Origin of the sequence: Cytobacillus dafuensis, from assembly GCF_007995155.1 — a bacterium.
Classification (GTDB): domain Bacteria; phylum Bacillota; class Bacilli; order Bacillales; family Cytobacillaceae; genus Cytobacillus; species Cytobacillus dafuensis.
In genome coordinates this window covers 12,936-28,368 of the sequence record NZ_CP042593.1, presented here as the reverse complement: position 1 = coordinate 28,368, position 15,433 = coordinate 12,936, and the positions used below count along the sequence as shown (strand labels likewise).

Here is a 15,433-nt window from a genome sequence, read left to right as displayed (position 1 = left end):
TATAAACCTCCACATTAGTAATTATTCTATGATTTCTACTAACTCTTCACCAAATATTTTCTTAGCCTCGGCAATTAATGGTTCTTCTTCATTTTGACGAACTTCATCCCCAGCTTCATCATCCCGCTGAGTGTGTAAAAAATCTTCCCTAATTTTTTGCCATTGTTCATCAGGGATTCCAACCATTTGTATCCGTTTTCCAAAAAGCTCAAACATCGTATTCGATAATGTATCTAAAAACCTTGCATTATCCATCGCCATTTGGCAGTGAATTTCATATTTGAATTTAATGATAAAAGCATTTTCGGAAGCTGCAACTGGCTCCGCTTCATTCAACAAAGCGGCTTGTGACCGCATTTGATTATGAACAAGCCTATTAAGCATTTCACTCCATTTGCTTTTAATAGCCATTAAATCATTCTTGGTTGCTTGCTTTAATATTTCATTAACTTTTCCTACAGGAGCTTGAAAGCCTTTCCGAGAACTTCTTTGAGGCTTCTTTTGAACTGCTGGCTGAGCTTCATCTTGAAGAGGTATACCTTGCCGCTTCAAGTCGCTTATTTCCTGCTCAAGGTGCTGAATTTTCTGCAGCAGAGGCTGAAGATCTCCTGAGAATTCTTGTGCTTTACTTTTTTGAAGCTGACATAGCTTTACAATGGCAACCTCAAGGAAAATTCTAGGGTGGTTCGTCCAGCGCATTTCTTGCTGCGCTTTATTCAAAACTTCGATTAATTCATATAGCTCTTCTGGATTCATTTCATTTGCGAGAGATTGGAATTCATCATCGAGCATCACTCTTTCCAACGATTCCTCTAACCGAGGAGCCGCTTTAATGAGCAGCATGTCACGATAGTACAGAATGAAATCCTCTACAAACCTTGAAGGATCTTTCCCCTGAGCGAGTAATTCCTCTAAAAATCCTAGACCTGAAGCTGCATCTCTTTCCATCACAGCATTTGCTAGTTTATTAAGGTACCCTTGTGAAACAGCTCCTGTAACAGTTAAAGCATCTTCAATCGTCACACTATCCTGGCTGAATGAAATCGCTTGATCGAGTAGACTCAGGGCATCACGCATTCCACCCTCTGCCGCTCGTGCAATAATTTGCAATGCTTGTTCATCACATTCGACGCCAGTCTCTTCCACAATGAGCTTCATTCTGCCCACAATCGCTTGAGCCGTAATACGTTTGAAATCAAAGCGCTGACATCTTGAAATAATCGTAAGAGGAATCTTATGAGGCTCTGTTGTCGCTAAAATAAAGATAACATGCTTTGGCGGTTCTTCAAGAGTTTTTAACAGAGCATTGAAAGCGCCAATGGAAAGCATATGCACTTCATCGACAATATAGACCTTGTATTTTACGGCGTTTGGAGCATACTTCACCTTATCGCGAATATCTCTTATTTCTTCTACACCGTTGTTAGAGGCCGCATCAATTTCAATGACATCAGGAATTGAGCCATCTGTAATCCCTCTGCATGACGGACACTCATTACATGGCTCACTAATCGGTGCTCTTTCACAGTTAACCGCTTTTGCCAAAATCTTCGCAGCACTTGTTTTACCAGTTCCCCTAGGGCCTGAAAATAAATAAGCATGCGATATTTTTTGTTGAAGCAGGGCGTTTTGCAATGTTTTCGTTACATGCTCTTGTCCAACAACATCAATAAAGCTTTGTGGCCGCCAAACACGATATAAAGCTTGATAACTCATTGACACGCCCCCCTTCCTATGTATTCTCTTTGACTATTATACCGTATATAAAATAACTTTTACAAAAGTTAATCAAATAAAAAACTCATCCCAATCTGAGATGAGTTTCATTTATCATAGTTAAACTGCCGTGCACCTTCCTTCGACTGACGCCCATAAGCGTTACTTAAGCAGTTAGCTCGGCCCAGGCAACCCTGCGGCACATGAGATTGTCCACTTAATGCTGCTTCCTTCCGGACCTGACATGGTTCATGGATTCCCATTGCGCAGGACCCGGACGTCAACACCACTTACTTAAGGCAGACCCTACAGGACACCAGCCTCAGGAAGGGATTCAGCCTCGCTAGAGCGGATTACGAGTACAGGGCACCGCTACCTCCCCGCCTAGCACGGCAAAGTTGAAACCATATTTAATTGCGCCATATGTGACGCATTTATAAGTATACTAACATTCCGATTAAAAATCAATTCCTATTCACTGTCAATTCCTGCATTTGTATCCAATTGCAGCTGTCTCCTCTTTTTCTCTTCCTTTTTCCGCTCGCGTAAACTTTTAAAGAAAGCAGATAGAAGGTCCCCACACTCTTTTTCAAGGACTCCTGACACAACATCACTCTGATGATTAAAGCGTTCATCTTGAAGAAGGTTCATAAACGTACCAGCACAGCCGCCCTTTGGATCCTTCGCACCATAAACGACTGTTTTAATCCGAGAAAGCATGATTGCTCCCGCACACATCGGGCATGGCTCAAGTGTGACGTATAGAACAGCATCCTCTAGTCTCCACGTCCCAAGCTTCTTACAAGCTTGATCAATCGCAAGCAATTCCGCATGAGCAATAGCATTTTGGTTTGATTCCCTTAAATTATGTGCTTTTGCAATGATCTCTCCATTATGGACAATAATAGCCCCAATCGGGACTTCCTTTATCTGTTCAGCCTTTTTTGCTTCTTTTATAGCTTCAAGCATAAATATTTCATCTATATGATCGTTCTGCAAAACCATTTTATTCATTCCTTTAATTTTTTCCTTAATTAATTATATCATTACTTCTATTTTTCCTTCATAAAATGGTTGTAGTGTTCATATTACATGGCTGATGATACGGACAGTATGTTCTATGTTTTGTCGAAGATTAACGGGCAGTAAGACCCCCACTTCAAGTTTGCGAGAGAATCAAAGAAACCTAAGTGGGGGAATCAACTCCCCGCAAAAGCCCGACGACGGACAGGATTTCCTAGTCAGGCGAAACACAGGACGTGGCGTTTTGAGCGTGATTGGTTCAACTAACCATCAGTGGGGGATGAAAGAACCCCCCACTAATGGAAGTTTCACTTTATATTGTATGAAGGAGGGAGTAATTTGCAAATTCATGTTGTACAAGAAAATCAAACATTAACAAGTATTGCACGAACTTACGGAACAACTGCCAAAGACATTGCAGAAGCAAATGAAATTCCTAATCCGAACAATTTAGTGGTCGGACAGACAATGGTTATTCCTATTATTGGACAATTTTACTGGGTGCAGAGTGGTGATAGCTTATATTCCATTTCAAGGAAATTCAGTATTTCCTTTCAGGAGCTAGCAGCGGTTAATGGAATTTCTGTTAATACCCCGCTTCAAATTGGATTTCGACTCTATATTCCACCTCGGCCCAAGCCAAAAGCAGAATTTAATGCTTATGTAGAACCTAGAGGAACATCCGTTGCACCAAATCTAGAAGCAAGCGCACGGGAAGCAGCACCTTATTTAACTTACTTAGCCCCATTCAGCTTTCAAGCACTTCGTGACGGATCACTAAAAGAACCATTATTAAATAATTTCCCAGCCATAGCCAGAGCTAATCAAAATGTTTTGATGATGGTCATTACAAATCAAGAGAACGATCAATTTAATGACGAGCTTGGCCGTATTCTTCTAAATAATATTCCCATACAAGATAAATTTTTAAATAACATTGTCACAACGGCAAAAAAATATGGATTTAAAGATATTCATTTCGATTTCGAATTTTTGCGCCCAGAGGATCGTGAAGCTTATAACCGGTTTTTAAGGAAAGCAAAGGCAAGATTTCAACAAGAGGGTTGGCTGCTTTCTACAGCTCTTGCACCTAAAACAAGTGCAACTCAAAAAGGCAAATGGTATGAGGCACATGACTATAAAGCACATGGAGAAATTGCGGATTTCGTCGTTATCATGACATATGAATGGGGATATAGCGGAGGTCCAGCCATGGCAGTTTCCCCTATTGGTCCAGTTAGAAGAGTTTTAGAATATGCCATAACCGAGATCCCGTCATCAAAAATTTTAATGGGGCAGAATCTATATGGATATGACTGGACATTGCCCTTTGTTCCAGGGTCGGTTGCAAAAGCAGTCAGCCCACAGCAAGCCATTCAACTTGCTGCAGCACATAATGTCCCTATCCAGTATGATTCAAGATCCCAAGCGCCATTCTTTAACTATACTGATAACGAAGGAAAAAAACATGAAGTCTGGTTTGAAGATGCTAGGTCCATTCAAGCTAAATTCAATTTAATTAAAGAATTAAAACTAAGAGGAATGAGTTATTGGAAGCTCGGACTCTCCTTCCCACAAAACTGGTTATTAATTACCGAAAATTTTGAGGTAGTAAAAAGAGCCTGATTAGAAAAGTGATACTTTCATATTCAATTAAAACAGCTGCTAACGTCTGCAGCTGTTTTTTTGTCTTTACCCATATAAAATTCCATATCCCTTCCACTCTCATAGTATGTTAAAATAATTTTTGTGCCCATTAAGAACGGCGATTTACAAGATTAATCTTATTTAATAGGAGATTTAGAATAGAAAAGCAAGATGGAGTAGGAGGGCAATTGATGAAAGTAGCACCTTTTATTACGGTTGAGGGGCCAATTGGCGTAGGAAAAACATCGCTGGCAAAAGCAATTTCCGACCATTATCAATTTACTTTGCTTAAAGAAATAGTAGATGAAAATCCATTTCTAGGTAAGTTCTATGAAAACATAGAGGAATGGAGCTTTCAAACAGAAATGTTTTTCCTCTGCAACCGTTACAAGCAGTTAGTTGATATACATAACCATTATTTGAAAAATAATGAACCTGTCACGGCTGACTATCATATTTTTAAAAATTTAATTTTTGCAGGGCGTTCCTTAAATAAAACCGAATACGATAAGTATTTAAAAATATATGAGATTTTAACGGCTGATATGCCGAAACCCAATATGGTTATTTATTTACATGCCAGCCTTGAGACACTGCTAAAGCGCATTAAGCTTAGAGGACGGGAAATTGAAAAAAATATTAGCCCTCTCTACTTGGAGCAGCTTTCGTTGGATTATGAAAGCGCCATTAGCGAATTCGAAGCCCAACATCCAGAAGTGCCAGTTCTTCGATTCAATGGTGATAACTTAGATTTTGTAAAAAACAAGGATGATCTAAACTATATATTTGACACTTTAAACCAATCATTTAAAAAAGGGAGCATACAATCATGAGTTTACGTAACAAATATGGGATTCCTTCGAATGCTGTCATTACTGTAGCTGGTACAGTAGGAGTCGGAAAATCTACCATGACGAATGCCCTTGCTAAGGCACTTCATTTCCGCACATCTTTTGAAAAAGTCGATTCTAATCCATACTTGGATAAATTTTATGCAGACTTCGATCGCTGGAGCTTTCATTTACAAATTTACTTTCTAGCTGAACGCTTTAAGGAGCAGAAACGTATTTTTGAATATGGAGGCGGTTTCATTCAAGATCGCTCGATTTACGAAGATACTGGAATTTTTGCCAAGATGCATTATGAAAAAGGCACAATGTCAAAGGTAGACTATGAAACATACACAAGTCTTTTTGAAGCGATGGTCATGACACCTTATTTCCCACACCCGGACCTTCTCATCTATATTGAAGGCTCCCTTGATGATATTTTATCGCGTATCCAAGAAAGAGGACGCCCAATGGAACAACAGACACCCATTTCCTATTGGGAGGAAATGCATAAGCGCTATGAAAATTGGATTAATACGTTTAATGCATGCCCTGTTCTTCGTTTAAATATTAATGATTATGACATTATCGAGGATGAAAATTCAATTGAGCCAATCCTTGAACGCATTTCTATATTTCTCAAACAAACGCAATTGTTAAAAAAATAGTCGCCCATTCGGCGACTATTTTTACATTATCCTATACAATAAAAAAATCGTTACAGCTGTAACGATTTCATCTCCAATTTATGCGCATGTTAGATGTCAATTATAATGGAGGAGGAAAGGGGATTCGAACCCCTGCGCGGTTTGACCCGCCTGTCGGTTTTCAAGACCGATCCCTTCAGCCGGACTTGGGTATTCCTCCGTATCGACAAGAAATAATATATCACTTATTTCAGATGAAGTCAACATGTATATAAGATTTTTTTCTGAGCGGTTTTGACACCGCTCAGAAAAGACTATCTTCCTTTGTAACCTATTCAGGTTTAATGACATCTCGGTTTCCCATATAAGGGCGTAATACCTCAGGAATGATAACACTACCATCTTCCTGTTGATAATTTTCTAATATAGCTGCTACCGTACGGCCAATCGCGAGTCCAGATCCATTTAATGTATGAACATGCTCTGGCTTTCCTTTCGGCTCACGACGGAAGCGAATATTTGCACGTCTTGCTTGGAAGCTTTCAAAATTACTGCAAGAAGAAATTTCTCTATATGTGCCATAGCTTGGAATCCATACCTCAATATCATACTTTTTCGCAGCTGTGAAACCAAGATCCCCTGTACACATGCTCATTACTCGATATGGAAGTCCTAATAGCTGTAATACCTTCTCAGCATTCTTTGTTAATTTTTCTAATTCATCATAAGAATCTTCAGGTTTAACAAATTTCACCAACTCAACTTTATTAAATTGGTGCTGGCGAATAAGTCCGCGAGTATCGCGGCCAGCAGAACCTGCTTCTGACCGGAAGCACGCACTAAAGGCAGCATAGTTAATCGGGAGATTCTCTCCAGTGAGAATTTCATCTCGATGCATATTCGTTACTGGTACTTCCGCAGTTGGAATTAAGAAGTAATCCTCGTTTCCTATAAGGAAAGCATCTTCTTCAAATTTAGGAAGCTGCCCTGTTCCTGTCATACTAGCACGATTGACAAGATACGGCGGTAGGACTTCTTTATAGCCATGTTCATCTGTATGAAGATCGAGCATGAAGTTGAATAATGCACGTTCTAAGCGAGCGCCTAAGCCTTTATAGAAAACAAAACGGCTTCCTGTCACTTTTCCAGCTCTTTCAAAATCAAGAATTTTCAGCTGGTCAGCAACATCCCAATGTGGTTTAGGTTCGAATTCAAACTCGCGAATTTCGCCCCATTTCCAAGCTTCAATATTATCATCTTCAGTTTCCCCAACCGGAACACTTTCATGTGGAATATTCGGAATGCTGAGTAATAATTGATCCAATACTTCTTCTACACTTCGGAGTTCATCATCAAGTGTCTTGATTTGATCTCCGACTTCTCTCATCTCAACAATTAGATGATCCGCATCCTGTTTATCACGCTTTAATGCCGCCACTTGCTGAGATACTTCATTCCGTTTACTCTTCAGCTGCTCCGCCTGAACAATTAACTCTCGACGTTTCGTATCTAGATCTTCAAATTTCCCTAGATCGGTTAAATCCTCTCCCCTATGCTTAAGCTTCTCTTTCACTTCTTGAAAATTAGCCCTTAAATACTTAATGTCCAACATTTGATATTCCCTCCTTGTTTTAATAGGCGTAAAAACACAAAAAACTCCCGTCCCTATAAAAGGGACGAGAGTTACCCGCGTTGCCACCCTAGTTGAAGACAATGAATTGTCCTCCACCTTCATTCATAACGGTTTTAACCGAAAGTATTTACTGACCTAGAGGTTGTTCAAGGCTTTCCATACTTTGCTCGAGGATGGATTCACAAGCTTCATCCGCCAATTCTCACCAGCCATTGGCTCTCTTAAGAACGAATTTCCTGCTACTAGTTCCTCTCATTGCTTTTTATTATAGAAAATTTTTGTAATTCATAATGTACTACAATTTTAAACCATTTGCAACTGAATTATACAAATTTAATGATAAAAAAAGAATTCCTGTCAAGACAGGAATCGCTTTTTTTTAAGAAAACCACCCTTGAACGGTTGAGGAAATTCCTCCCCAAACATTTCCGAAGAAGCTTCCAATTCCACGCATCATAAGCACAAACCAGTTCGCTTTTTCAACATCGTCAGCAGCAACAACATCTACTGTAATATTACTTTTTCCATCTTCAGATAAAAATTCCAAATCCTTATCATTCGGAGATTCAATTGTTAACGTACCAACTTTTTCACCTTTTTTAATTGGTGCAGTCAATTCGCCTTTTTCATTTAATTTCTTTTTATCAAGTACTAGCTTCGGTTTATAATTTTCTTTTTCTCCGCTTTTTAAGACCATCGTGATTGGATCTTTTGTATGAATCTTTACCTTATCTTCTTTACCTTTCGTTACTGGTAAAGTCTTTTTGCCCTTTACTTCATAATTCGCTGGTACAATCTCTTCTTTACTAAAATTGCTAAAGGCATAATTGAGCATTTTCTTTGTCTCATCAAAACGCGATTTGTAAGACCCTTTTCCACTATCATCCTTAGCATTCATAACCACCGTAATATAACGGGTGCCATTTCTCTCTGCAGTACCTGTAAAGCAATACCCCGCAAAATCTGTCGTTCCTGTTTTTAGCCCATCTACACCTTCAAAACCATAGACTAGGCCTGGAAGCATCCAGTTCCAGTTCTCCATATTAATAGCATCTTCAGTACCTTCTCTGAAGGTCATCTTTGGAATACTAGTTGTTTCTAATACTTCTGGAAATCTATTAATTAGAGCTGATGCCAGCTTAGCTGTTGCACGTGCTGACATAACATTTTCTTCTTCTTCAGTTCCAGTATGGAAATTTCCTTTTAAATCTTTATTATTTAAGCCGGTTGAATTAACAAATTTATAATCCTCTAAACCAAGCTCTTCCGCTTTTTCATTCATCATTTTCACAAAGTTTTTTTCTGACCCAGCAATCGTTTCAGCAATAGCAATGGTCGCAGCATTGGCTGAATAAATCGTCATTGCCTGATACAATTCACGAATATTATATTTACCATCTCTACGCAATGGAACATTTGATAAATTCGTATCATGAGAAATCTTCCAGACATATTCGCTAACGGAATATTCCTGATCCCACTTCACTTTTCCCTCTTCAATAGCTTCAAGAAGAAGATATTCCGTCATCATTTTCGTCATACTTGCGATCCCTAATACTTGATCAGCATTTTTTGAATATAATACCTTTCCGGTCTCTGCTTCTACTAAAATAGCAGCATCTCCATTGATATTTAAAATATCTTCTGCATGGGCTTTATTTAAGCTAGGAAAAAGCCCTATTACCATCATTAATGCAAGAATACTAGCAACATACTTACGAAATTTTTTCAATAGAAAGCCCTCCAACTATTTAGTACACGTTTGATATTTTAACATAACTAGAACCTAAAACATAGACAGAGGTATTACCTATTCTTGTCTTTTTATTACCAAAATAAAAAAGCAGAGAATATTTTTACTGCACCTTAATTACTAGTTGAGTCTAAAATTAAGGTGCAGTTCAATATTTTCTCTGCTTTTTTTAATTATTATAATGAATAATTTGGAGCTTCTTTTGTAATTTGAACATCATGCGGATGACTTTCTCTAAGGCCCGCACCCGTCATTTTTACAAACTGAGCATTTTCTCTTAATTCGGTTAAGTCTTTTGTTCCACAATAGCCCATTCCTGAACGTAATCCGCCTACAAGCTGATAGATTGTATCTGTTAATGGTCCTTTATATGGCAGACGGCCTTCAATACCTTCTGGAACAAATTTTTTATTATCTTCTTGGAAATAACGGTCTTTTGAACCTTTTTCCATAGCTGCAACAGAACCCATTCCACGGTAAACCTTGAAACGGCGTCCTTGGAAAATTTCTGTCTCTCCAGGGCTTTCGGATACACCTGCTAATAAGCTTCCGAGCATTACAACATGTCCTCCAGCAGCAAGTGCTTTAACGATATCACCTGAATACTTGATTCCGCCATCAGCAATAATCGCTTTTCCATGCTTCCTTGCCTCTGTAGCACAATCATAAACAGCTGTTATTTGTGGAACACCTACACCAGCAACCACTCGAGTTGTACAAATGGATCCAGGCCCGATTCCTACTTTCACAATATCTGCTCCAGCCTCGATCAAATCCTTTGTAGCTTCTGCAGTAGCTACATTTCCTGCAATGATTGCAAGGTCTGGGTATGCGTTGCGAATCTCTCGGACTGTATCCAATACACCCTTAGAATGCCCATGAGCTGTATCAACGACAATAACATCCACTTGAGATTTAACAAGCAATTCTACTCGCTTCATTGTGTCTTTTGTGACTCCAACAGCTGCCCCAACTAATAATCTTCCTTGTTGGTCCTTTGCAGAATTAGGGAATTCAATAACTTTTTCAATATCCTTAATGGTAATTAAACCTTTAAGAATCCCTTTACTATCAACAAGTGGGAGCTTTTCAATTTTATGTTTTTGAAGAATACTTTCTGCATCTGCTAAAGTAGTTCCAACAGGTGCAGTTACAAGATTTTCTTTAGTCATAACATCGGAAATGATAATTGAGTAATCAGAAATAAATCGAAGGTCTCGGTTCGTTAATATCCCAACAAGTTTCTGTTCTTCATGATTATTGACGATCGGAACACCGGAAATACGATATTTTCCCATTAAATGTTCAGCATCAAAAACTTGTTGTTCTGGGGTAAGGAAAAATGGGTCTGTAATGACGCCACTCTCTGAGCGCTTCACTTTATCAACCTGTTCAGCTTGCTGCTCGATTGACATATTTTTATGAATAACTCCTAGTCCGCCTTGACGGGCCATTGCAATAGCCATATCAGCTTCAGTTACAGTATCCATACCTGCACTAATTAGTGGAATATTAAGCTTAATCTTCTCAGTTAATTTAACGCTTAAATCGACATCTCGTGGAAGAACCTCTGATTTGGCAGGAACAAGCAACACATCATCAAATGTTAAACCCTCTTTTACAAACTTACTTTCCCACATCTTTTTGACCCCCTAGTCTAGAAAATATTATTAGTAGGTTATCAATTGGGCAAAATACTGTCAAGGACTCTTTAATATGTTAGACTTTTCTAAAAATTCGGAGGTGTTATTAATGCTTGATTTTAAAAATTGGGATTCATTTTTATATTTTTTTTCAGCAAGCTCTTCACAATCTTTTCTTAAAAAATGCTATAAGCTTCGGAGCACTGACTTAGCTGAACAAAAAAGTTATGAAAATTGTTACCCCTTTATTTATTATCTAGAACATGGACAAATTTATTATAATCAAGCAAAAAATGCACCTTTGATTATTCAGCCTATACTTCTCTTTTACGGGCTAGTTCATTTAATTAAAGCTTGCATATTAACTATTGATCCAAACTACCCAGAATCAACAACTGTCCTAGCTCATGGAGTTTCAACAAGAAAAAGAAAGAAACAACAATATCATTTTTTTCTAGACGAAGTGAAGATTCAAAAGAGTGGACTCTTACCATATATGGGGGAGAAAATGTTTCACATGAAACATTTGGAAGGGGAAAAAATAACCATGCAAGAGCTGCTTTCACAAATACCTGAACTTTCTCTGATGTTTTCTCAAACAAAAGGAAAAAATACTTTTTTACAAATTAAACGAAATGATGATTTGTTATCTCTGCCAAAAATCATTTTAGATCATTACCATATGACTGAATCTCGTTTTACTGATTTTTTGAAAACTGATATGGCAGATCTAATAATACTGCAAGAATCGAATGATCAATTTATCAATTTTTCTCTCAATACTTTAGATAATGTAGAGTTTCTCCCTTTTAAATATAATCTAGAAAACCTTGAAATTAACTTTCCAACAACAAAAAGTGTTTTGAACAACTATCCTGAATTACTGATCCATTATTTATTACTTTACAATTTAAGCATGATTTCCAGATATGAAACAGAATGGTGGAGTGAGCTTATTAAAATGATGCCTAATCAAGATTATCCATTCATACAATCTTTCTTAAATATTACCTCTAAGAAGGGACCTTTTTTAATTTATCAATTTTTAAAAGGTAAATTGTCATGATACATAATAAAACAAATAAGAGTACCCATTGGATACTCTTCCATTTTGCTTGGCAATGGCCTATTCTCACAAGGGGACAACTCTAACTACCACCGGCGCCGAAGCTTAACTTCCGTGTTCTGCCTCGGCTTTGAATAAGCGGCGAATCTCTGCGTCAGCTGCGTTCGTTCCGTCCTCATGTGCATCGCACATTCCGGGCGTCACTCCCTTGCTTCTTCAAACCCTCGGGGTTTGCTTTCTAAATTTCTTCTCATTTTTATACAAATTTTTAAATGTTCTTCGAACATAAATAAAAAAGAACAGCCTCATTTAGCTGTTCTTCGTTTTGCTTGGCGACGTCCTACTCTCACAAGGGGACAGCCCCTAACTACCATTGGCGCTGAGAAGCTTAACTTCCGTGTTCGGGATGGGAACGGGTGTGACCTTCTCGCTATCGCCACCAAACTGTATAAAATTGAGGTTTTGTTCCCTCAAAACTAGATAATGTTGAAGAAGAATTCGAGTAATCAATTTGGTTAAGTCCTCGACCGATTAGTATTTGTCAGCTCCACGTGTCACCACGCTTCCACCTCAAACCTATCAACCTGATCATCTTTCAGGGGTCTTACTAGCTTGACGCTATGGGAAATCTCATCTCGAGGGGGGCTTCATGCTTAGATGCTTTCAGCACTTATCCCTTCCGCACATAGCTACCCAGCGATGCTCTTGGCAGAACAACTGGTACACCAGCGGTGCGTCCATCCCGGTCCTCTCGTACTAAGGACAGCTCCTCTCAAATTTCCTGCGCCCACGACGGATAGGGACCGAACTGTCTCACGACGTTCTGAACCCAGCTCGCGTACCGCTTTAATGGGCGAACAGCCCAACCCTTGGGACCGACTACAGCCCCAGGATGCGATGAGCCGACATCGAGGTGCCAAACCTCCCCGTCGATGTGGACTCTTGGGGGAGATAAGCCTGTTATCCCCGGGGTAGCTTTTATCCGTTGAGCGATGGCCCTTCCATGCGGAACCACCGGATCACTAAGCCCGACTTTCGTCCCTGCTCGACTTGTAGGTCTCGCAGTCAAGCTCCCTTATGCCTTTACACTCTTCGAATGATTTCCAACCATTCTGAGGGAACCTTTGGGCGCCTCCGTTACTTTTTAGGAGGCGACCGCCCCAGTCAAACTGCCCACCTGACACTGTCTCCCACCCCGATCAGGGGTGCGGGTTAGAATTTCAATACAGCCAGGGTAGTATCCCACCGATGCCTCCACCGAAGCTAGCGCTCCGGCTTCCAAGGCTCCTACCTATCCTGTACAAGCTGTACCGAAATTCAATATCAGGCTACAGTAAAGCTCCACGGGGTCTTTCCGTCCTGTCGCGGGTAACCTGCATCTTCACAGGTACTATAATTTCACCGAGTCTCTCGTTGAGACAGTGCCCAGATCGTTACGCCTTTCGTGCGGGTCGGAACTTACCCGACAAGGAATTTCGCTACCTTAGGACCGTTATAGTTACGGCCGCCGTTTACTGGGGCTTCAATTCAGAGCTTCGCTTGCGCTAACCCCTCCTCTTAACCTTCCAGCACCGGGCAGGCGTCAGCCCCTATACTTCGCCTTACGGCTTCGCAGAGACCTGTGTTTTTGCTAAACAGTCGCCTGGGCCTATTCACTGCGGCTCATCCGGGCTATTCACCCAAATGAGCACCCCTTCTCCCGAAGTTACGGGGTGATTTTGCCGAGTTCCTTAACGAGAGTTCTCTCGCTCACCTTAGGATTCTCTCCTCGCCTACCTGTGTCGGTTTGCGGTACGGGCACCTTTTCCCTCGCTAGAGGCTTTTCTTGGCAGTGTGGATTCAGGAACTTCGGTACTTTATTTCCCTCGCCGTCACAGCTCAGCCTTTATGCAAGCGGGATTTGCCTCGCTTGCAGCCTAACTGCTTGGACGCGCTATTCCAGCAGCGCGCTTACCCTATCCTCCTGCGTCCCCCCATTGCTCAAACGGTAAAGAGGTGGTACAGGAATATCAACCTGTTGTCCATCGCCTACGCTTTTCAGCCTCGGCTTAGGTCCCGACTAACCCTGAGCGGACGAGCCTTCCTCAGGAAACCTTAGGCATTCGGTGGATGGGATTCTCACCCATCTTTCGCTACTCATACCGGCATTCTCACTTCTAAGCGCTCCACCAGTCCTTACGGTCTAGCTTCAACGCCCTTAGAACGCTCTCCTACCACTGACATCGTAGATGTCAATCCACAGCTTCGGTGATACGTTTAGCCCCGGTACATTTTCGGCGCAGAGTCACTCGACCAGTGAGCTATTACGCACTCTTTAAATGGTGGCTGCTTCTAAGCCAACATCCTGGTTGTCTAAGCAACTCCACATCCTTTTCCACTTAACGTATACTTTGGGACCTTAGCTGGTGGTCTGGGCTGTTTCCCTCTTGACTACGGATCTTATCACTCGCAGTCTGACTCCCATGGATAAGTCTTTGGCATTCGGAGTTTGTCTGAATTCGGTAACCCGATGAGGGCCCCTAGTCCAAACAGTGCTCTACCTCCAAGACTCTTACTACATGAGGCTAGCCCTAAAGCTATTTCGGAGAGAACCAGCTATCTCCAAGTTCGATTGGAATTTCTCCGCTACCCACACCTCATCCCCGCACTTTTCAACGTGCGTGGGTTCGGTCCTCCATCCAGTGTTACCTGGACTTCAACCTGGACATGGGTAGGTCACCTGGTTTCGGGTCTACGACCACATACTCATTCGCCCTATTCAGACTCGCTTTCGCTGCGGCTCCGTCTCTTCAACTTAACCTCGCATGTAATCGTAACTCGCCGGTTCATTCTACAAAAGGCACGCCATCACCCGTTAATGGGCTCTGACTACTTGTAGGCACACGGTTTCAGGATCTCTTTCACTCCCCTTCCGGGGTGCTTTTCACCTTTCCCTCACGGTACTGGTTCACTATCGGTCACTAGGGAGTATTTAGCCTTGGGAGATGGTCCTCCCTGCTTCCGACGGGATTTCACGTGTCCCGCCGTACTCAGGATCCACTCTGGAGGGAACGAAGTTTCAACTACAGGGCTTTTACCTTCTATGGCCGGCCTTTCCAGACCTGTTCATTTACCTCGTTCCTTTGTAACTCCGTGTAGAGTGTCCTACAACCCCAAGAGGCAAGCCTCTTGGTTTGGGCTAATCCCGTTTCGCTCGCCGCTACTCAGGGAATCGCGTTTGCTTTCTCTTCCTCCGGGTACTTAGATGTTTCAGTTCCCCGGGTCTGCCTTCAATACCCTATGTATTCAGGTAAAGATCCTATCCCATTACGGATAGGGGGTTCCCCCATTCGGAAATCTCCGGATCAAAGCTTACTTACAGCTCCCCGAAGCATATCGGTGTTAGTCCCGTCCTTCATCGGCTCCTAGTGCCTAGGCATTCACCGTGCGCCCTTTCTAACTTAACCTACTTCGGTCAACGATTAACGTTGTCCTC

9 protein-coding genes, 1 tRNA gene, 2 rRNA genes, 1 other RNA gene and 1 other annotated feature are annotated in these 15,433 nt (G+C 41.1%); of the genes, 4 read left to right on the top strand and 9 right to left on the bottom strand.

Translation table 11 applies throughout. The annotated features are described in order from the left end of the window. Window positions 1-21 precede the first annotated feature (21 nt). The 3 genes from dnaX to tadA form a co-directional block, all read right to left on the bottom strand. Window positions 22-1,716, bottom strand: coding sequence for a DNA polymerase III subunit gamma/tau (gene dnaX / locus FSZ17_RS00120; RefSeq protein ID WP_057776949.1), 1,695 nt, complete (start codon window positions 1,714-1,716; stop codon window positions 22-24). Window positions 1,717-1,844: 128 nt separating this feature from the next. Continuing rightward, an RNA gene (gene ffs / locus FSZ17_RS00115) (signal recognition particle sRNA large type) lies at window positions 1,845-2,109 on the bottom strand. Window positions 2,110-2,187: 78 nt separating this feature from the next. Beyond that, window positions 2,188-2,730, bottom strand: coding sequence for a tRNA adenosine(34) deaminase TadA (gene tadA, locus FSZ17_RS00110; RefSeq protein WP_407643419.1), 543 nt, complete (start codon window positions 2,728-2,730; stop codon window positions 2,188-2,190). 348 nt (window positions 2,731-3,078) lie between these two features. Here tadA and FSZ17_RS00105 point away from each other — a divergent pair, with 348 nt between their 5' ends. The 3 genes from FSZ17_RS00105 (at window position 3,079) to FSZ17_RS00095 (ending at window position 5,884) form a co-directional block, all read left to right on the top strand. Then, window positions 3,079-4,365 (top strand): LysM peptidoglycan-binding domain-containing protein, encoded by a 1,287-nt coding sequence (locus FSZ17_RS00105; protein ID WP_057776947.1) that lies wholly within the window; start codon window positions 3,079-3,081, stop codon window positions 4,363-4,365. 212 nt (window positions 4,366-4,577) lie between these two features. Then, window positions 4,578-5,219: a deoxynucleoside kinase gene (locus FSZ17_RS00100; protein WP_057776946.1), complete on the top strand. Its 642-nt coding sequence runs from the start codon at window positions 4,578-4,580 to the stop codon at window positions 5,217-5,219. After that, entirely contained in the window at window positions 5,216-5,884 is a 669-nt protein-coding gene (locus FSZ17_RS00095) for a deoxynucleoside kinase (RefSeq protein WP_057776945.1), read from the top strand. Before FSZ17_RS00100 ends, FSZ17_RS00095 begins: the two co-directional genes overlap by 4 nt. Before the next feature lie 106 nt (window positions 5,885-5,990). Here the strand turns inward: FSZ17_RS00095 and FSZ17_RS00090 are convergent. The 4 genes from FSZ17_RS00090 to guaB form a co-directional block, all read right to left on the bottom strand. Next, window positions 5,991-6,083 (bottom strand) — tRNA-Ser (locus FSZ17_RS00090). Window positions 6,084-6,194: 111 nt separating this feature from the next. Beyond that, window positions 6,195-7,475: a serine--tRNA ligase gene (serS, locus tag FSZ17_RS00085; protein ID WP_057776944.1), complete on the bottom strand. Its 1,281-nt coding sequence runs from the start codon at window positions 7,473-7,475 to the stop codon at window positions 6,195-6,197. 57 nt (window positions 7,476-7,532) lie between these two features. Continuing rightward, window positions 7,533-7,761 (bottom strand) — a binding site (T-box leader). Window positions 7,762-7,875: 114 nt separating this feature from the next. Further along, window positions 7,876-9,186, bottom strand: a complete 1,311-nt coding sequence (locus FSZ17_RS00080; RefSeq protein ID WP_185150691.1) for a D-alanyl-D-alanine carboxypeptidase family protein — start codon at window positions 9,184-9,186, stop codon at window positions 7,876-7,878. A 239-nt stretch (window positions 9,187-9,425) separates the two neighbouring features. After that, complete coding sequence (gene guaB / locus FSZ17_RS00075; protein WP_057776942.1) at window positions 9,426-10,889, bottom strand: IMP dehydrogenase; 1,464 nt, start codon at window positions 10,887-10,889, stop codon at window positions 9,426-9,428. A gap of 112 nt (window positions 10,890-11,001) precedes the next feature. Here guaB and FSZ17_RS00070 point away from each other — a divergent pair, with 112 nt between their 5' ends. Beyond that, window positions 11,002-11,958, top strand: a complete 957-nt coding sequence (locus tag FSZ17_RS00070) for a YaaC family protein (protein ID WP_185150653.1) — start codon at window positions 11,002-11,004, stop codon at window positions 11,956-11,958. A gap of 327 nt (window positions 11,959-12,285) precedes the next feature. Here the strand turns inward: FSZ17_RS00070 and rrf are convergent. Both rrf and FSZ17_RS00060 read right to left on the bottom strand, forming a co-directional pair. Further along, a 5S ribosomal RNA gene (gene rrf / locus FSZ17_RS00065) occupies window positions 12,286-12,402 on the bottom strand. Between the two features lie 67 nt (window positions 12,403-12,469). Next, window positions 12,470-15,404: ribosomal RNA gene (locus FSZ17_RS00060) — 23S ribosomal RNA — on the bottom strand. Window positions 15,405-15,433 lie beyond the last annotated feature (29 nt).

What these genes read in the sequence shown, in the direction of transcription:
- dnaX (WP_057776949.1), bottom strand. Translation starts at nt 1,716, where the DNA reads ATGAGTTATCAAGCTTTATATCGTGTTTGGCGGCCACAAAGCTTTATT.
- tadA (WP_407643419.1), bottom strand. Translation starts at nt 2,730, where the DNA reads ATGAATAAAATGGTTTTGCAGAACGATCATATAGATGAAATATTTATG.
- FSZ17_RS00100 (WP_057776946.1), top strand. Translation starts at nt 4,578, where the DNA reads ATGAAAGTAGCACCTTTTATTACGGTTGAGGGGCCAATTGGCGTAGGA.
- FSZ17_RS00095 (WP_057776945.1), top strand. Translation starts at nt 5,216, where the DNA reads ATGAGTTTACGTAACAAATATGGGATTCCTTCGAATGCTGTCATTACT.
- serS (WP_057776944.1), bottom strand. Translation starts at nt 7,475, where the DNA reads ATGTTGGACATTAAGTATTTAAGGGCTAATTTTCAAGAAGTGAAAGAG.
- FSZ17_RS00080 (WP_185150691.1), bottom strand. Translation starts at nt 9,186, where the DNA reads ATGATGGTAATAGGGCTTTTTCCTAGCTTAAATAAAGCCCATGCAGAA.
- guaB (WP_057776942.1), bottom strand. Translation starts at nt 10,889, where the DNA reads ATGTGGGAAAGTAAGTTTGTAAAAGAGGGTTTAACATTTGATGATGTG.
- FSZ17_RS00070 (WP_185150653.1), top strand. Translation starts at nt 11,002, where the DNA reads ATGCTTGATTTTAAAAATTGGGATTCATTTTTATATTTTTTTTCAGCA.